Genomic DNA, 16,052 nt, shown 5'->3' with positions numbered 1-16,052 from the left:
TGCTCAGTTCTTTTTTGATTCGACTGGCTTCAAGACGTAGTTCTTGACCGAGCCATCGGAGTTTTTGACATCGAAACCGCGAGCCATCATTTCTACGGTTGCTGCTGATGCTGAGCGCGAAGCCTCATATCGGCCAGCGAACTCACCTTGCTTGTAGCCTTTCGTGTAGCCTACGTACCCGCCAACAGTAAGGCCCGCAAAGCCTGCTACAAGGGCTACAAAGAACGCAAACACTACAGCGACGTTCTTTCCGACTTTCTTAGACTCAGGCATACCTCTCCTGTTTAAAGCTGCACTGGCAAGACTCTGGCCTTGCCGCTGGAGCCTGGGCCAACCCCAGACGGGGCCAGCGGCTTTCCTTCAATTCAAACTGGTCACGCGCTCAGGGTCTGTGCCCCATGCGCGGACGCACAACCAAACTTGCAAGCGCCCATCGGAGCCACCTTCACCCCGCAGCAAGTCAACACCGAAAGGCTTGATGATTGCGTACACGCCGGGGGCAACATCTAAGCAGTCTCCAACCTCAACTTTCGCAGTCACTGCCCCTATCTGGTCAAGCAGTCTTTTGCGATCCCAGGCGGCAGGTGCTGCGGGCCGGAAAGGCAAGCCGCGCAAGTGATCCAGTGCAGCCTGCACATCAGTCTCAGAGATAACCAGATCGGCCTTTTTACTTCCAAACATCGCTGCTTTCCTTCCATCCGGAATCAGTGCCCAGCAGGAGCAGCTCCCTTGAGCGATGACCACAGCATGACCGCTCCGAACAGTAAGACGATCGGCGAGAGCGCGCCGACCATCAGCCAGTAGCTAAGGATGCTGCTGCTAGCGTCTAAAGGAGCGGCTACCAGGTACGTCCAGCGCCAACCGAGATCAACAACAAGCACTCGAGCAAGAAAGCCCGACAAAGCCATGATCACGACGGCCGCAGTGCCAACCCAAATTCTCGATCGCATATTTCACTCTCTCCTTTTATGTTCAAACTGTTCGGCCGATGCGCGACTGCTTCTCCGGGGCCAGCGCTAAGACCGGGTAAAGACGCGGCCCACCAGTAGGTGGCTGGTAGCCCGCGTCGCCCGCCGCTTCGACCTTGCGATCGCATGCTAAACAACGGTACGAAGCCACAAGCATTCTTCCTCGATCAGGTGGCAGCCAGCTTTTCCGCTTTTTCGGCAGCGTTAATAAGGCCCCTCGCTGCGGCCGACACACCACGAGCGGCATCACCAAGGCCCAGCTCGTGCAGCTTGGACGCGTATCCGCCGTCTCCGTCGAGGTTGGCCCCCAGCAGCTGCTCGGCCTGGCGATACCATCGCAACCAATCTTGCTCCGCTTGGTTGCCAACCAAGAGTTGCTGTTCGACCACGGCAAATTCCATGTGCCCGGTGTCCATGGCTTGTCTTTTTCCTTCCAATCAAATCTCAGAACTGCCGACCCACTGGGCGCCCAAAAACGCGTCCCAGGGTTCAGCCTTGGGGACGACGATTGCGTCGAGTGCATCGTGTGTCCAGCCTGCCTTGGGAGGCTGATGGGCCGCCAACTCATGGTCGCCAGCCCCTGTGACAAAGCGAAAAACGCAGTGCTCGTGGCCATTCAGCAAATCCGACTCATCTTCCCTTTCCGGGCGCGCAACGATCATGGCTTACCTTTAAAAATTCACGGGAGCAACGCTGACATCAGCTGATCATGCAGGTCTTGCGCGGCGGCAGCTTCCTGCTCGGAAGCACAGTTGGTACAAAGTCCATCTCTGACACTTTCGCCGTTGTAGTCACAGGAGCTGCACTGGTAGCAACGCCAGTACCAACAGCCATCGCGGGCAAAGCCTTCTGTGTTCGAACGCTTCTCGCGACCATTGAGGTAAGCCGCACGCAGACCAGGATCATCAGCGAGCAGCGGGGGGACTTCCGCATCGGTTGCTTCCGACACGGCGCCGTCTGCGAATGCCATCATCTCCGCTTCCCATGCTGTAACCAGGCAGGATTGGTCACCCACAAGGTGGGCAATGTCTGCTTGCGCCATCAGGCACCGCGCTGCTAGTCCTCGCATCTGGTTTCCTTCTTCACTTCCCCCGGCGTAGGGTCGGGCGTACTTCATAAATTGTGTGGTGGCGGCGGGTCTTTGATACGCGCTTCGCACCAGCAACGAATAGTGCACCGGCAATCAAGGCCAGAAAGCCTCCAGACATGTACTGTCCAACACCCCCGTAGAAAATCGTGAAGAGCAGAGCAATCGAGGAGACGATGATCAAAATCATCCCAACGTCCAGCAGAGCGTTTGCCAGACGTGGATGCTTCATCTCCGGGTCTTTGAGTGCTGGGTTCAGCTTCATTGTTTTCCTATTTGTGGCCTGGTTTAGTGCCCAAGCGCTTGAATGCAGACAGAAACACATAAACGGTTCCTGCAAAGCCAGCAATGAGTAAGGCTATGCGAGCGGGCGGAGCCCAACTGTAATCGAATAAGAAGTGGTAAGCGACCACATTCAGCAAGAGCAGCAACGAAATCACGAAGACCATAGCCGCTGCAAAATCGCGGCTCTCTTTGCTTTTTTTAGCCTTTCGCGCAAGAGCAACTTCTGGAGTCATAGGCATGGGTTTGCTTTCCTATTCCTCATCGGAAATTTCTTCACGGGCCCGAGCTGCAATCTGAGCAGCTTGGACTAATCCACTTCTGATTTCAGTTCCAAGCGCGTAAAGCCCTCCAAAAATGCACGCACTAAGGAACATTGAACCAGTAAATGTCATTTCTTACACCTTCTCTAAGTCTCACTGGGAAGCCCTGACGCATTCTTCTGCATGCTTTACTTGATCTTCCATGAAAATTGGCGTGTCACTTTGGATAAGGCGCTTTCCGTCTTTCTTTATCCGTGATCTTGCATTTCAGCTAGCGACGACTCCAGCGTCTCAGCCGCATCAGCGTGCAAACTAGCCGTGGACTGATCCAGTTCGATACCAGATGGCATTCGGCCGACTCAGCGGCATCCTTCAGAACATTGACCGCAAGACGCAAAGCGTCAGCAACTGTGAGGGCTGGCATTCAGCTTTCCTTTCAGTTGTTGGGTGCCAGTCGTTGCGCAAGGCGCAGCGTGCGGGAAAAGTCGCGGTAACGCGCCACACGGATAGGCAACTGGCGATGGTCCTCCTTGCGGTACACCCCAGTCCAGCCCCCGACCTCGTTTGTGCTGCCCACGATGATCGAACCAGCAGGCAGATCACAGATTTGCCCTTTCAGCTGCTCGAAGCCCTGAGCCAAAGCTTGCGCAGCTTGGTCTGCATCAAGCTCTATCAGCGAGTTGGCGTGGAAATAAACAGCCATGGACTTTCCTTTGAGACGCGATGTCAAACGACCGTGGGCCTGGCGACGTGGATAGATCGGCCGTCGAAGCGGAGGTCCAGTGCATCCTGGCGCCCGTGCAAGTGAACGATCAATGGCTCTGTTGCAAGGAGTACTCCAACCGCAGGAACGTCATCAGGAGTCTCTGTAACAAGAATAAGTTTTTTGCCGTTGGCCCGAGCTACAAGCTCCAACGCGCTGACACCAGCAACGAGACTGTTGCGCTCCCAGATACATACGTCATCAATTGCCACAGCCGCATGATTCTGAAAGTCCGCCAACGAGTGCTCAAAGATGTCACCCATGTGAGATGGGACAAGCCTCTGGATAGATCCAGGATTTTCTACAGCGAAACGCTCCAAAAGGAACGACTTGCCTGTTCCACTCCATCCGCAAAGATGTAGTACGGTAGGCTGTGCATTGAACTTCAGAGTTGTCTGATTCACTGTCTTTCCTCTCAGTAAATTTCTTTCGCGTTGGAAGGCGAAGCCTGGGCAGACATGGCCGCAACCATGGCAACGATAGCGATCAAACCATTTTTCATAGCCCCCCCGGTCTTTAGTCGTGCGAAAAGCCGCACTGGTGAGCCGTTGGGCTCAACGCTGAGGCCTTGAGCTGGCCGCGATGGACCAGCTGCTTTACTTACTCGTTTAGCGTCCAAAGTCGCCCTTGGGGTCGAAGGCCATGGTGATGACTTTTTCACCTTGGCTTTCAATCTTTGCTGCTTCTTCGGAAACCCGCTTGATTTCGCCCATCGATGGGTATTTGCCGAACGGAGCAAATGGGTTCAAAGGCTTGTGCCATATTCCCGGCTCGGTCTGGACGTGGTACTGCGGGGTGAATGAAATGGCCATGTTCTTTCCGTGGTCTGACTTATATTGAGTCGCCTTGGTTATGATAGGTTTTTTTTACTCAAACCAGCGGTTGATTTCCAAATCAGCGGATTTAATTGCCGCAGCTGCCAATGCTCTAGGATTTTTGGCCCCGTTCGCAGTAGCCTCTAGCACCTCCAAGAATAAGTCACCCTCCAATTCGTGAGCCTTACCATCTGTTTCTGACGCAGCCGCTTCAATCTTGGCTATGCGCTCTTCTATATCACTGACTTTCATCTGCTTTCCTAGATGTTTCTTAGCCTGCAATGGGAGCATTTGCGGATCGGCGCTCTGCTTTGAACTTCTCGAATCCAACTTCAATAATTTTGCCGAATGACAGCCCAGAAATAAGAACGATCCCAGCGCTTCCAAACCAAGCGCCGATGCCACCGAAGAAGTAGATTGCCTTGAAATAGGGCACCATGGCCATCTGCAACGGCGAGGAAACAACCTCAGATGAAACAGCCTCTGGATCTGCCCCCAAAATTTGGTTTGTCAGCGCAATTATCTGGTCGAGTGCTATTGCTCCGACATGACCTTGGCAGAACCGGACGGCTTGCCACAGCACGGTAATAGTCCCGACCCATGTGGTGAAGTAAATCGCCTTAGCAATGTGTTTGCGTGCGGGGGTACTCATGGTGGTTTCCTTCGTTATGCAAATTCAACGTCACCGGGCTTTGAGGCCAGGACGCGCAAACCATCGTCAGCGGCGTAACTTGCGGCTTCGGCCTCGGTCTTGAACATCGCTCGGCCAATCATCGTTCTCCGACCATGCATGGTTGGCCCCCAACCTTCGACCTTGAACGGGTGCGTCAAGTGGTCGGCATGGCCTAGTACAGCCTTCCATCCAGCCTCACCCCAAGAGGATTGGCAAAACTGGCAATAGCGCATCAGCCCTGCCCCTGTCGCACGCCACTGCGTCACGCCTTGTTTCTTGCACTCTGGGCACGTCAGCCGCTTGGGCTTCGGGACTCCATATCCTTGACCAGCTCGTACACCCATGATGATTTTCCGATCAGACTTTGGAGCCACCCTGGTGGGTCACTCCGGGCGTCCATACTGCATCCTCGAACGCAATCCCCGGGTTCGTCCGTGCGAACTCCTTGCCGGCCGCGTAGCAGACAGCGCTGAGCGTTCCAGGGATCACGTTCGCGGTCTTGGCCAAGCCGCCATAGCCGTCCCAGAACGCCGTGCGGTGGCCCGCGCCACGATGCGGCTTGCCGTCGTAGTACAGCTCGCTCGATGGGTCGCGCGCAGCCGAAAGCATGGCGTCGTATGTCGCCTGGAACGATGGCGTCTTGTAGCGCGGCACAGCCACTTTTCCGATCATTTCGCGCCCGCAGGCGCACTCAGTTGAACTTCGCGACGGGCAGTGCCCGCACGCGCCGCTGCCACGGTGTCGAAGCCTTTGACTCCACAGCCAGGGTCTTCGCTGCAAAACTCGAACTCGCCTTCCAACGTGACAATGATTGAGCTACCGTCCTCACGCTCATCGTCTACTGCTGACACGTATGGCAGCATGCGGATCGCATCAAGGGTCTTGCTCATGGCTGCGCTTTCTTTGCTCAAAAGGTCCAGTAGCTCAGGCTCAAGTCTGCCGCCGCCTCGGGTAGCTTGGTTGTCCACTCGGGTGGGTAAGCCGCGATAGGCTGCTCTGGCCAGCTCGCCAGCTCGGTCGCCGGGACATCTGCCCATGAAGGATCGACTTCACTGGCCAGGTCGAGCTGCTCTGCGAGGCGGGCCTTGAAGCGACAATCCCATTCTGCGCGAGCAATGCCGTGAGCCATGACGCCAACCTGTGACTCCGCCTTGGCCTCCTCGTAACCGACGTGCCACTCAATGTAGGCCTCACTCCTCTCGGCAAATTCAGGAGGCAGAGTCCCTCCGGCGTTAAAGGTCGAGCGCCCCTGTTTTCTGTACTTCCGCCGATCAAACAGCTTTTCAGCCACTGCGTACTTTCCGATCAGTTCGTCGCTGTATCGGTGTAGGACACGTTATGCCCTTCGCGATGCAACACGTGAAGCATGTGGGCCACGGCTCGATAGAACGACGCCCCGTCTTTATTCAGGTGCAGAGGGCCTTCGCAATCGCGAGCCATGCGGTCACCTTCGTCTTTACGCGTCAGCGTCAGCGTCCCGGAAGGATGACGAGATACTTTCAAATCAATCAACATAGTTGGCTTGCCTTCGTGGTTAGGTAGATCCGATTCTAGTAGCCATTGGCTACTTGTCAAGAGGCGGTCAACCTGCTCAAGCGCTCCTCGGTCGCGAAGGAGGTCGAGTAGCAGAGCGCAGCGAGCGATGTAGCGCGGAACAGGTCTACTACCCGTCGCGTACCGCTTGTAGCCAACATAGTCACAGGCCATGCGCTCAGCCATCATTTGTTGTGTAAACCCAAGGCGCTCACGGATAGCTTCCAGTTGCTGCCCCGTCATCAAACAGCCCTCGCCACAATGTCAGCCAGCCGCACTGGATCGCCCTCAACAAGCCGCTTCGTAGTGCTGAGGCTTTTATGCCCAAGGATCGCCGCGATGTGTACCAGGTCGCGGCCTTGGCGGTGCTGCTTTACTGCGAAGGTGCGCCGAGCAGACTGGGCGCTGCCGCCCTCGATTCCGGCGTTCGTATGAAGGCGGGAGATGTAGGCACCGAGCGTGTTGCATGAGTAGCTCAATACGCCAGAGGGGAGCAATCGCTTGGTCAGGGTATAGGGCCTGCCGTCTTCGGTTAGGAACAAGGCGCTTTGGGGATCAAGACCTCGGTACGCACCTTTCCTGACGGTGGCGCCATGCTTGCGCTCCAAGCGCCACATCAAGTAGGCATCCATCGCCGCGACAACGCGTCTATTCGACCAGAAAAGGGGGCGCTCTACTCCGTTATGCGCGACATCGACGCGCACTGCGCTCGTGACGCGGACGTTGCCCTTGGCGTCGATATAGTCGCCAACCGTGATGGTGGCCAGCTCCGTAACCGACATGGCCGTGCCGTATAGGGTCAGGAGCAATGCGGTATCGCGTAGCGGGACACGGCTGCATGCAGCCGTCGCCTTGAGCAGGTGCTCGATCTGCTTGTCTTCGATAACGGGAGGTTTTGGCACTCTTGCAATTGTGCGTAGTTGACGAATTACATAGAGTGTATCGGTAGAGCGCGTGCCTGCCTATTGGCAGCGTGAGAGCCGGCGCCACATCAAGGAAAGTCGGACGAGCCTCGAAGGCTATGCGGAGGCTTCACCAGCCCCTGCAACGTCCGCCTTACTCAACCTGGATGGGCTGAGGCTGTGGTCGAGCACGTCAAACAGCGAAGCCAACGCCCAGAATTCAGCGCAGAGGTCCCGCGTCTGTTGCGACAGGGTATCTCGCTGGTTCGAGTCCAGCCACACCGCTTCCTTGCCGTGGGTGTGAAGCCTCACTAGACGGAAAAGCGCAATCATGTCCGTATGCGTCTGTATTTGGGGGTCTGTACCAAGATTGCGCAATACGCTGTAGACCATGAATTTCGCGTCGCGCTCCGTATGCTTATGGTGATGACGCAAACCATCCTTGCCATAGAATGCCACGCCATAGTCGCCCAGAATTTCAGGACTAACGCGGCTGAGTTCAGGGTAGGTATGGATCATCTCTCGTGCGGCATCAGGAGCGTCAACCGCGCGAACCCAGGGGTCCTCCATCGCAAACTGTGCCTCTTGCGAGGCCACCGGATTGGCCTTGAGGGCAGACAACGCTAGGAGCGTGCTCAAGGTTTCAAGCGCAGCCTGGTCTTGCTTGAGCCACATACTCTCACTTTCTGCCAGGTCGGTGATGGCCACCGCCAGCCGGAGGGACGTTTCAAAGGTATGCTGGTCAAAAGCATACGGGACCTTCTCCTCCATCCAATCGCACTCACCTTGCAGTTTTAGTCTTGCTTCCAGTACCGATGGAAGTTGCAATCCCATGATGCCCTCAAGCTGATCTGCCCGCATCAGGCGTACTGGCCCGCTCCAGGGCTCACCATCTATCATCAACTCGCGCCCAAGAAATAACCGACCATTGCGCGTGGGCAGCAGTTCCAGCAATGGCCCCTCCGGGTAGGGGTCCCCAAGACCAACAGGAGCGTTCGGAGCGGCTGTCACGTCTGCGTGATATTCGTTGGGAGACCATGGATTTTTGAATTCCACCTGCACCAACTTTTCGGGCAGGGCTTTCAGGGCATAAGCCTGCGTCGGATGTCGCTCCCAGAGGGCTACCGCCGATTCCTTGAGGTCTGAGGGTGTTGAAAAAACACTGCCATGGGTCAGGCCAACTTCCGGCCAAGCCCAGCCATACCCTGCATGCGTGCCGTCAGTGTTCGCGAACTGCACGGGCTGTAGGCCTGTGGGCCATGCATCAAAGAGCCCCCAGGATCGCTCTGTCAGGGTGCGCGTGGGCATGTATGCGCCGCTCGCAATGTCCTCATTCAATTTCTCCAGGGGGACACCGCAGTCTGGAGACCAAAACATGTTGGCCACCTCCCAGGCGCACTCGGCAGCACATTTGACTCGAACCATCCCCGGCCCCGTCTTGACGATCTTGTCCCACATGTACCAGCTTGGCTCCAAACCGTGAACTCGGCGGTGGCAAAAGTTTTCCCAGCTGCGGTGGTCTTGCGACTCTCGGAAGCCCGATTTTCCGTACGAGCGTCTAACGGCCAGCAGTCCAGAACGCCACGAGGCTGAGACCGCCGCGAGCGCGTCGTAGAGCCCAACAAAGCCTGCGACATACATTCGCCATGCGATCGCGTCTTCCAGTTTCTGGCTATTAGGGGGCAGCTGGCTTTCATCGGCCATCGCTCCGTCCAGTGCCACAAGGGCATCCCAGGAGGCATATCCAAACCCAGCGGCAAGGCAGGCCTGCAACTGCTGAGCCTGCATGTCCCTGAACCCACCGTGCGTGCTCAACTCGCTCATGAGGTGGGCGAGTTGCCCGGAAGAGAAATCCTCCTCGGTTACGGGGATCGCAAGGGCAAGATAGTCAGGAACGGGAACCTCGTCGGGGTGGTCGCTGTAGTAGGAAATCTTGGCGTGATCCATGGTGACTACCGGTTAGTTTTCGATTGGCAGGACGCTGCATGAGGCAGGATATTCTGCATTCCGGACGCTTGAAGCCTCGACATCTAGGAATGTTGGAAACCGGCTAACCATGAAAAAAGCCCCGAAACCGAAGTTCTCAGGGCTTTGTTTGAGAAGCAATTACACGCCTGGACTCGGTGACTCGTCACGCGCCTTCTCAGGCTCATCAAGCGCACCTACAGCGTCACAGAACCGATTGATGGCGTCGGGGTGAAGTACTCCAGCCAGGTCATCCAGAAGGCCGCATTCCGTGGCTTTCTTCAGTGCTTTCTGCAACTCATGCTTCGCTGCTTCCTTGGCATCTTCCTGCACGTCTCCGAGTTGAGGCAACGCTGATTTAACCTCATCAGGCCAAGCCTCGATCACCTCTCCGTCTGCGAATTTCACACGGTACATCGGGCCAACGTCATCGGCATCGTAGGTAGCTGGGTCAACAGGCCCTAGCAGCACGAAACTTTGTCCGTCGCGCGCCGCATGCTGCTCATAGGAGGACTGGAAAACTCCAGTTTTCTCCACGATCACACTAACGCTCGTCAGCGTATTGCTGTTGATTTCTCCGACAATGTAAGAAGCGAACACTTCCATCAATTTATTGAATTCGTCTGGGTTTGCGAAGTGTCCATCGGCATAGACGCCTTTAGAGACTCCGGCGAACTTCTGCAAACGCTGGCAACCAGCATTAATTGCATCAAGAACCGCTAGAGGCAGCTCTTCATTGAGACCCACAATGAATTTCGCCTGTTCCTCGTTAAGGCCCCAGCATTCTTGCGGATCGACCTTATCTCTCATACCAACATCGTAGTATGGGTCCGTCACGAAATAGTCTTCGATGGTCAGACCGATTGCAGGATGATCTTCGGCAGTGAACCAGGAAAGTTGCGACGGCAGCGTCAAACGCGTGGCACCGCAATCGCCAACGACCTGTGACTGTTGCCGCATAGGCTGCGCAGCCAGAGTGGCTCCAGTGTGCGCCAGATTCACAAACCTGGGAGCCAGCACACTACTAGCCGTCACCTCGGGCGTGCTCCCATCCCAACATCCTCGCTCACTGTCCCACGCACTGGCATCAAAGTCATAGCAATCGCGCTCGCTGTAGATGTGGCCCTCATCCTCAGTCGCCAAACCACAAACATGGCCGTTGATGATCACAACGAAACCAAGGTCGCCTTGAACAAGCGCTGTCCAATCTGGCTTATCGCCAAGGAGCTCGCTCGCCAGCGCCAGCCAGCCGCGATATGTGGTGATGTCGTGTGTGGTTTTCATGTGCTACCTCTGGTGGAGAATCGATGTTTTGATTGTATGCGCATAAAATCAAGATTACCCATTTCCGACTCCTTTGCGGGGTTGTTTTCATGCGCATTAATTCAAATAGAATCCGTGAAATGGAACCACACAAGAAATCAACTCATGGCGGCGCCGGTCGCGGCCAGGGCCGTAAAACTCTCTCCGACGATGGAGAACCCCTGGTATCGCTGAACAGCAGCGTTACGGCCGCGCAGAAAGCCAAGTTCCGCGAGCACCTGGGCAGCGCGTGGCTCCGCGCGGCTATCGATGCAGCGCCGGTCAAGGAAAAGACGCCAGGCAAGACATCCTGAGAGCGGGAACTCCAGTGGCTTTTTGGACTACGACAGCGAGCATTCCTTCACAAATGAACCGCCGTCTACTTTCCTTTCTACTTGGACAGGGACCTATCGATCAATAAGCCATTCCGTGAAGCAAACTCCGGAATCAGCTGCACAAAAAAAAGCCCCGGAACCGAAGTTCGCAGGGCTTTTTGTTTTTAGGAGTTAGGGGGAACTAAAGGTGTTCGCCCTAAAAATCGACGGTTAGAGCTTCGGCGTCTGCGAGCCGGGGCTTACTCAACTCGATTCGATAGTCACGTTTCCATTTTTACGTGCTTGGACGCCGGCAGCAGTCTTCCCTTTATATGCCTAGCGCTCTCAGAATAGCGAGGCTTGACAAAGATTGGGAGTAGACGCCTCCTTAACGGAAACCGGGGTGGGAGTGGGATGTTCCCCCCCCTGCTGGAGCTTCAGCAGTTCGCGCCTTTGGAGCATGTGCTCCTGAATAGTGCCACTTCCCTTCCAGAAAAGGATATTAACTTCCGGGGTGGCATCTGTACGAGCATACGTACAGACGGGGTGACCGGCGAGGCTTGACCAAATAGTTGTGGCATAGCGAAAACTGTAGCTTCGCCAGCCGCTTTTTCGTAGTGACAACTCAAAGGCGATGGCCTCTTCTATCGAGAGTGGCGTTACAGTCGGAAGCGAGCGTACAAAATTGACCGGCTTGGCACAGACCATTTTTTTCCCTCGGACTTTAACGATCATTCCGGTCTTGTCCCCACGCGCTCGCAGGCGATCCCACTCTGAGGCACAAATTGCCCCAGTGGTCCTCCCACTATAGGCTTGCAAGGGATGAAGCTGCCAAGCATACACAACATAGTCGCCAGACCATCCACCTGTCTTGGTGGCAAAGACGGCGTATAGGAAGCCACCGTGCGTGAACTCCTTTACCGTCACGACATCGCCTACAGCCGTTTCGCTTAACCGATCTCCGCAATAGGCGTCGGCTGCCTCAGCCCAAACCTGCGAAGGAATCGAGATGCTTTTCGCCTCCGGCATGATCAGCCTTCCGACCGCTTCATTACATGCGGATGTTACTTCTGCACACGGATTTTCTTCAAACAACATTGCTTCATCTCCAAGAGAGACGGGCAGCAGCCCTAACGGGCCTTGCCCGTCAGGGTTTAAAATGATCGGCCGTAGCCGATTAATGATTTAAACCTTCATAGCTGAGTCGCTATCAAGATTTAATAGTAAATAGCAGAGGTCGCCATTTTTGCTGAGTTCTTCAGAGGATTGGTATGCTATCAGTTGATTCGACATAACCGGACCCTCAGGAAGTTTTCTGCTTCCATAAACCTGGGCAGAAGTGTCTTTTGCGGCTCCTGCCGGGATTTTAGAAAGCGCCGAGCTTCAGCGGAGATGTTTCCTCTCGCTATTACGCAAAGACGCAATGATTTGAGAATCTGTGATATAGCCTAAAGCGACACTATATTCGAGACCGCTTTGACCCTCATAGATTATTTCGACATCCTGAGCCAGGACTTGGGCACCGGCAAAATCAAAGCGTTCGCCGCTTTTTATCTGCTCTAACCTCTTCTCGCTTTTGCCATAAACCACAAAGCCCCAGAGCTCGCCCGCTTCCATGGTGAAGCGAGGAAGGGCAATACGGCGCTTGAATCGAATCACCGCATAGAGTTGATTCGGAACGTTGGCAGGGTTAGAATTTTCCCCTTGGAATTGAGTTGCTTGCATGATTCATGCTCCTTTACAGAAACGACGAACCATGCCCCCTTGGGCTGTGGCCCGTCAGGGTTAAAAACCAGCTGGCGCTGGGGTTATTGCGATCGGTCAATAGACTGAACGTCTAAAGACTTAATGGACTCGTATGAGTTTCCTCGGGCATCCGAAAGGCATCGACATACCGGAAGGTAGTGCATCCGTTTTCGAATCAGCGTCAGCAGGTTTCAACACCTTCTCGCCGCCAAGCAAGACTGCCAGGAAGCTATATCGGCGATTGAGCCTCGAACGGGCCTTTATCCTCCCGATCCAACAAGCTGGTACAGGCCTGAATCGTTGGCAGGATAGGGTATGAAGAATCGCTACTGAACGAATGCACAGGCGTCATCGCTTTGGAAGGCGCCAGCGAGCAAGCCTACGCATTGCTGTGCAGCTTGCTCCAGTACCGCCCCCCTCGCATGGTCCACGCGGTGGAGGGCATGTTTCACGTGCCGTCTCCTGTTGCAGGTGACAGACACTGGCCCCTATCAGGCATCAAGTGCCTATCTGGGGTTTGAAAAAGCGACTTTCGTCGCTGCAAAGTGCTTGTTCACCCGAGGGCACGGCAGCTACCGTATCTACCACCAGCAGCACGCTGGCAGGCTGAAGATTTGCCCAAGCCCCCTCTTCCGAGGTGTGGCTTGGGTAAGCCATCGTTGCCAAGTCGCATGCTGACCGGGCGTCAATCCTACACGAAGAGCGAGACGCGCCCAAAGCAGCTGCCTCTGTTGCGTCGTTCAAGCCCGTGGGTAGGTGGTGTGCCGATAGCGATGGGCGTGTTCAACGTCGGCTTGGAGACTGCGTCCCGCGCCTGCTCTAGAGTTTTATGAAGCGATCGTGACGGCCTGACAGCATTCGATGGAGATCAGGTTCCCGCTCGAACAACACGGAGGATAGATGGCCACGCTACCGTATACCTTTTACCCACTTGGGCCAGAAGAGCCTGCCGGTGTGTTCTCCTGGGGCAAGGCCCCTCAACTCACGGAGAGTGACGTTTTGGCGGGTGTCGCCCGCCTGGGCGGTCGAAGGACACCGAACTACTGCCAGGCCTATCTTTGGAGCGCGGGCGAATTGCTGCAAACCGCCATAAACAAGAGGCTGCTTGACCACCACGCATTGCCCATTTTTTACCTTCAGCGTCACGCGGCAGAGCTCCTCCTCAAGGCGCCGCTCTCACTTGCAGTCGAAGTGCAAACGCGTCGTGAGAGGCTGGGCATTCGGTCTTCTGGCTTTCCGGCCCCAGGTCAGGCCAAGCGTGTTCATAGTTCTCACAACCTCCAGCTCCTCCTGAGAGATCTCGGCGCTATGCTAAGAGACATGCAGGTAGGCGTCATCCCACAGCCTCTGAGCGAGGCCGTGCATCAGATCGTTGCCATTGAAAGACATGCTACCTGGGCGCGATATGAATACAGCATCCAAGATGACAGGCTCGTACATCACCTGGCTGATGAGGTCGTCGTCCCCTTGACTGCGATCCAAGGGCTTTTGTGCCGGGCAAATGACTCGCTAGGAGCCCTGTGGCCGTCTACTTCTGGGCTTGTGATGGGGAGGCTCAGCGAGATGCTTGAGTACGCTCTCCGTAGCGCAGGTGAGATCCCTTGAGTACCGGATGGGACTGGTGCTGATGATCGGGCCGCAAAGCCGCCCACGGCCCCTCTCTCATTCGAAAGCCAGGGGCAAGCGCGGATCCGCGCTAAGTTCAAGGCCCTTCAGACCGAGAGCCCCCGTCAAACTTCCGTTCGTTCCGTTCGTATAGCGTGATGAGGGTAGTGCAGGTGGTTGGGCGCGAGGGTTCTCTCGACGTAGACGCGGCTCAGTCAGCCTCGAATACCTCGCGGGTCTTCAGCGCACGTTCCAGCACGATCATCCGCTTGCCGACGCTCTTCCCCTGCGTCCGCTCCACCAGCCAGCAGGGCGCCTTCATGCAGGGCTTCTCTCGGGAAATCGTTCGCACCTCATTTCCGGACTTCGTAAAGATGTAGAGCTCGTCGCTTTCAACGATCATGTTTGGACTCCTTCCAGTTTTACGGCAGCGGCCTGCAGGCCGCTAAAGATCGGTTCGGCCACATGCTCCGGGAAATCCGAGGGCAGCTGCGCGCTCACCTCCCGGATCACTTCTGTTGTGCGAGCTATATGGTCATCAAGGACACCCGCAACTGACCTTCCGTCCTAAGTCAAGATGTCGTGAAATTGGCACACGGCGTCAGCGTGGGGGGCGACATTGGATATCTTGTCCCGCGCCCTTAAGACTGATAGTCAGCTAACGCCACCCCTTGATGTTGGACCGTGACTCCTCGACCAAGAGTGCGTGGCTTGAAGGGAATCGCGAAGGCTTCAATTCAACCGTCACCCCCATGTGAAGCCGCAGGAGCCGCGCGCGATCCAGCTCCGCCTCTGCCTTCATTGCGTCAAGCGGCGGGCCTTGAAAAGTTTCCATCGGGTCGTCTGGGTGGGAGGAACCAGCAGTGGGCAGGAACGGCCGACGAACGGCCTGCTGCCCCCGGATGCCATGCTCCCTTGGCCTTGAGACCGGGGCCAACAAGGAGGCTTGGCCATTTTCAACAGAGACGCTGAACAGCACGGTCCCAGCAACAGTCGTGACCTGGCCTTCCCAAGCGGTTGGTTCGAGAGCGGCGATAGCCGCAGCCTGGAGGCTCGGACTGGCCAGGTGGGCCTCGATCTTGCGGATAAGTTCCTGCGTGGACGGAACGAGTGGTAACCGGCGCAGATAGGCCGCTGTCTCCTCTAAGAGGGCTAGTGAGTGATCTGTCGAGGACGTGGCTTGCATCACTGGGCAAAAACTACTGCAGCCCAGCAAGGAGATCCAGGCGCCGGACTGGCGCCTGGAGTTTGCCGGGATAGAAGATGAATCGTGCCCAGCTCCAGGCCCTCGCTTCCAACACGGCGGCTTCATCACAGAAGCGACCGAGAGTAGCAACGAAAGGTGGTCGGACGCTGGAGTTCCGGGTACTCGGAAAGAGAGCCCTTTCCTGTCTACCGAGATGAACTAGGCATCGGTACCGGGAATCGTCTGCTGGCTTCGGCGCTGTTTCTCAGCATTCTTTGACTGCTCTTTTGCCTTTCGTGCATCCATCGCGCTGCCCCAATTCCTAACCAGTTCGAGCATCACCGCTGCGTCGATTTCCACCTTCCGGCCCTTCAACTTTGAGGGAGGAAGCTTCTCAAGCTCGGCTAGCTCGCGCCGCTTCTTCGAATCCAACGACTCCACCACGCTTTGCACTGAGGTGATGATGCCCCCAGCAATTTTGCGGGGAGGAAACCACTCACGAATTGCTGCAGGGCGGATCTTCGTCTTGCCTTTGGCCTGCTCTTCCTGAAGCTTATTGCGCAAGAACTCAAGAGCACCGTCGCCTCGCTCGCGCAGGACCTCGATGGCAGTGGTAGCCGATACCTGGTCGATATTGACCATCCGCTG

General features: G+C 56.0%; 20 protein-coding genes and 1 pseudogene. 1 reads left to right on the top strand and 20 read right to left on the bottom strand.

Annotated elements, in window-relative coordinates; translation table 11 throughout:
• Positions 1-3: 3 nt before the first annotated feature.
• The 16 genes from ACM14_RS31140 to ACM14_RS02185 form a co-directional block, all read right to left on the bottom strand.
• Complete coding sequence (locus tag ACM14_RS31140) at positions 4-273, bottom strand: hypothetical protein (protein ID WP_139093299.1); 270 nt, start codon at positions 271-273, stop codon at positions 4-6.
• Between the two features lie 862 nt (positions 274-1,135).
• Complete coding sequence (locus ACM14_RS02240) at positions 1,136-1,384, bottom strand: hypothetical protein (protein WP_065345141.1); 249 nt, start codon at positions 1,382-1,384, stop codon at positions 1,136-1,138.
• Positions 1,385-1,647: 263 nt separating this feature from the next.
• Positions 1,648-2,010, bottom strand: coding sequence for a hypothetical protein (locus ACM14_RS31135; RefSeq protein WP_139093298.1), 363 nt, complete (start codon positions 2,008-2,010; stop codon positions 1,648-1,650).
• A 40-nt stretch (positions 2,011-2,050) separates the two neighbouring features.
• Positions 2,051-2,320 carry a hypothetical protein gene (locus tag ACM14_RS02230; RefSeq protein ID WP_139093297.1) on the bottom strand — a complete coding sequence of 90 codons (270 nt, stop codon included), beginning with the start codon at positions 2,318-2,320 and terminating at the stop codon, positions 2,051-2,053.
• Positions 2,321-2,327: 7 nt separating this feature from the next.
• Entirely contained in the window at positions 2,328-2,579 is a 252-nt protein-coding gene (locus ACM14_RS31130; RefSeq protein ID WP_139093296.1) for a hypothetical protein, read from the bottom strand.
• 457 nt (positions 2,580-3,036) lie between these two features.
• Positions 3,037-3,303, bottom strand: coding sequence for a hypothetical protein (locus ACM14_RS02225; RefSeq protein ID WP_065345138.1), 267 nt, complete (start codon positions 3,301-3,303; stop codon positions 3,037-3,039).
• A 668-nt stretch (positions 3,304-3,971) separates the two neighbouring features.
• Entirely contained in the window at positions 3,972-4,175 is a 204-nt protein-coding gene (locus ACM14_RS31125) for a hypothetical protein (protein WP_139093295.1), read from the bottom strand.
• Between the two features lie 54 nt (positions 4,176-4,229).
• Positions 4,230-4,430 carry a hypothetical protein gene (locus tag ACM14_RS31120; RefSeq protein WP_139093294.1) on the bottom strand — a complete coding sequence of 67 codons (201 nt, stop codon included), beginning with the start codon at positions 4,428-4,430 and terminating at the stop codon, positions 4,230-4,232.
• A gap of 19 nt (positions 4,431-4,449) precedes the next feature.
• Entirely contained in the window at positions 4,450-4,830 is a 381-nt protein-coding gene (locus ACM14_RS02215; RefSeq protein WP_065345136.1) for a hypothetical protein, read from the bottom strand.
• 378 nt (positions 4,831-5,208) lie between these two features.
• Positions 5,209-5,523, bottom strand: coding sequence for a hypothetical protein (locus tag ACM14_RS02210; protein WP_065345135.1), 315 nt, complete (start codon positions 5,521-5,523; stop codon positions 5,209-5,211).
• Positions 5,520-5,741, bottom strand: a complete 222-nt coding sequence (locus ACM14_RS02205; protein WP_065345134.1) for a hypothetical protein — start codon at positions 5,739-5,741, stop codon at positions 5,520-5,522. The genes ACM14_RS02210 and ACM14_RS02205 overlap by 4 nt, the downstream gene beginning before the upstream one ends.
• Before the next feature lie 17 nt (positions 5,742-5,758).
• Positions 5,759-6,142 (bottom strand): hypothetical protein, encoded by a 384-nt coding sequence (locus ACM14_RS02200; RefSeq protein WP_065345133.1) that lies wholly within the window; start codon positions 6,140-6,142, stop codon positions 5,759-5,761.
• 14 nt (positions 6,143-6,156) lie between these two features.
• Positions 6,157-6,627: a helix-turn-helix transcriptional regulator gene (locus ACM14_RS31960; RefSeq protein ID WP_175403221.1), complete on the bottom strand. Its 471-nt coding sequence runs from the start codon at positions 6,625-6,627 to the stop codon at positions 6,157-6,159.
• Positions 6,627-7,286 (bottom strand): site-specific integrase, encoded by a 660-nt coding sequence (locus tag ACM14_RS02195; RefSeq protein WP_065345132.1) that lies wholly within the window; start codon positions 7,284-7,286, stop codon positions 6,627-6,629. Before ACM14_RS02195 ends, ACM14_RS31960 begins: the two co-directional genes overlap by 1 nt.
• Before the next feature lie 117 nt (positions 7,287-7,403).
• On the bottom strand, positions 7,404-9,233 hold the full coding sequence (locus ACM14_RS02190; RefSeq protein WP_065345131.1) for a hypothetical protein: 1,830 nt from the start codon (positions 9,231-9,233) through the stop codon (positions 7,404-7,406).
• A gap of 159 nt (positions 9,234-9,392) precedes the next feature.
• Positions 9,393-10,535, bottom strand: a complete 1,143-nt coding sequence (locus tag ACM14_RS02185; protein ID WP_065345130.1) for a hypothetical protein — start codon at positions 10,533-10,535, stop codon at positions 9,393-9,395.
• Positions 10,536-10,654: 119 nt separating this feature from the next.
• Here ACM14_RS02185 and ACM14_RS31115 point away from each other — a divergent pair, with 119 nt between their 5' ends.
• Complete coding sequence (locus ACM14_RS31115) at positions 10,655-10,867, top strand: hypothetical protein (RefSeq protein ID WP_139093293.1); 213 nt, start codon at positions 10,655-10,657, stop codon at positions 10,865-10,867.
• Positions 10,868-11,212: 345 nt separating this feature from the next.
• Here the strand turns inward: ACM14_RS31115 and ACM14_RS31110 are convergent, their stop codons facing one another.
• From ACM14_RS31110 to ACM14_RS31955, 4 genes and pseudogenes are all read right to left on the bottom strand, one after another.
• Positions 11,213-11,965: a hypothetical protein gene (locus ACM14_RS31110; protein WP_139093292.1), complete on the bottom strand. Its 753-nt coding sequence runs from the start codon at positions 11,963-11,965 to the stop codon at positions 11,213-11,215.
• Positions 11,966-12,250: 285 nt separating this feature from the next.
• Positions 12,251-12,592, bottom strand: a complete 342-nt coding sequence (locus tag ACM14_RS02180; protein ID WP_065345129.1) for a hypothetical protein — start codon at positions 12,590-12,592, stop codon at positions 12,251-12,253.
• Positions 12,593-14,429: 1,837 nt separating this feature from the next.
• Positions 14,430-14,621, bottom strand: coding sequence for a hypothetical protein (locus ACM14_RS02170; protein ID WP_065345127.1), 192 nt, complete (start codon positions 14,619-14,621; stop codon positions 14,430-14,432).
• Between the two features lie 1,002 nt (positions 14,622-15,623).
• Positions 15,624-16,052: pseudogene (locus tag ACM14_RS31955) on the bottom strand (hypothetical protein); the annotation flags it as partial.

It is taken from the genome of Delftia sp. JD2 (assembly GCF_001682645.1).
Classification (GTDB): Bacteria; Pseudomonadota; Gammaproteobacteria; order Burkholderiales; family Burkholderiaceae_C; genus Comamonas; species Comamonas acidovorans.
This window is presented reverse-complemented; position numbering and strand designations above follow the sequence as displayed.

Bases quoted from the DNA above. Each gene is read 5' to 3' on its own strand.
- ACM14_RS31960 (WP_175403221.1), bottom strand. From the start codon at position 6,627: ATGACGGGGCAGCAACTGGAAGCTATCCGTGAGCGCCTTGGGTTTACA.
- ACM14_RS02225 (WP_065345138.1), bottom strand. From the start codon at position 3,303: ATGGCTGTTTATTTCCACGCCAACTCGCTGATAGAGCTTGATGCAGAC.
- ACM14_RS31130 (WP_139093296.1), bottom strand. From the start codon at position 2,579: ATGCCTATGACTCCAGAAGTTGCTCTTGCGCGAAAGGCTAAAAAAAGC.
- ACM14_RS31140 (WP_139093299.1), bottom strand. From the start codon at position 273: ATGCCTGAGTCTAAGAAAGTCGGAAAGAACGTCGCTGTAGTGTTTGCG.
- ACM14_RS31115 (WP_139093293.1), top strand. From the start codon at position 10,655: ATGGAACCACACAAGAAATCAACTCATGGCGGCGCCGGTCGCGGCCAG.
- ACM14_RS02205 (WP_065345134.1), bottom strand. From the start codon at position 5,741: ATGAGCAAGACCCTTGATGCGATCCGCATGCTGCCATACGTGTCAGCA.
- ACM14_RS02230 (WP_139093297.1), bottom strand. From the start codon at position 2,320: ATGAAGCTGAACCCAGCACTCAAAGACCCGGAGATGAAGCATCCACGT.
- ACM14_RS02210 (WP_065345135.1), bottom strand. From the start codon at position 5,523: ATGATCGGAAAAGTGGCTGTGCCGCGCTACAAGACGCCATCGTTCCAG.
- ACM14_RS02190 (WP_065345131.1), bottom strand. From the start codon at position 9,233: ATGGATCACGCCAAGATTTCCTACTACAGCGACCACCCCGACGAGGTT.
- ACM14_RS31110 (WP_139093292.1), bottom strand. From the start codon at position 11,965: ATGTTGTTTGAAGAAAATCCGTGTGCAGAAGTAACATCCGCATGTAAT.
- ACM14_RS31125 (WP_139093295.1), bottom strand. From the start codon at position 4,175: ATGGCCATTTCATTCACCCCGCAGTACCACGTCCAGACCGAGCCGGGA.
- ACM14_RS02215 (WP_065345136.1), bottom strand. From the start codon at position 4,830: ATGAGTACCCCCGCACGCAAACACATTGCTAAGGCGATTTACTTCACC.
- ACM14_RS31120 (WP_139093294.1), bottom strand. From the start codon at position 4,430: ATGAAAGTCAGTGATATAGAAGAGCGCATAGCCAAGATTGAAGCGGCT.
- ACM14_RS02170 (WP_065345127.1), bottom strand. From the start codon at position 14,621: ATGATCGTTGAAAGCGACGAGCTCTACATCTTTACGAAGTCCGGAAAT.
- ACM14_RS02180 (WP_065345129.1), bottom strand. From the start codon at position 12,592: ATGCAAGCAACTCAATTCCAAGGGGAAAATTCTAACCCTGCCAACGTT.
- ACM14_RS02185 (WP_065345130.1), bottom strand. From the start codon at position 10,535: ATGAAAACCACACACGACATCACCACATATCGCGGCTGGCTGGCGCTG.
- ACM14_RS31135 (WP_139093298.1), bottom strand. From the start codon at position 2,010: ATGGCGCAAGCAGACATTGCCCACCTTGTGGGTGACCAATCCTGCCTG.
- ACM14_RS02240 (WP_065345141.1), bottom strand. From the start codon at position 1,384: ATGGACACCGGGCACATGGAATTTGCCGTGGTCGAACAGCAACTCTTG.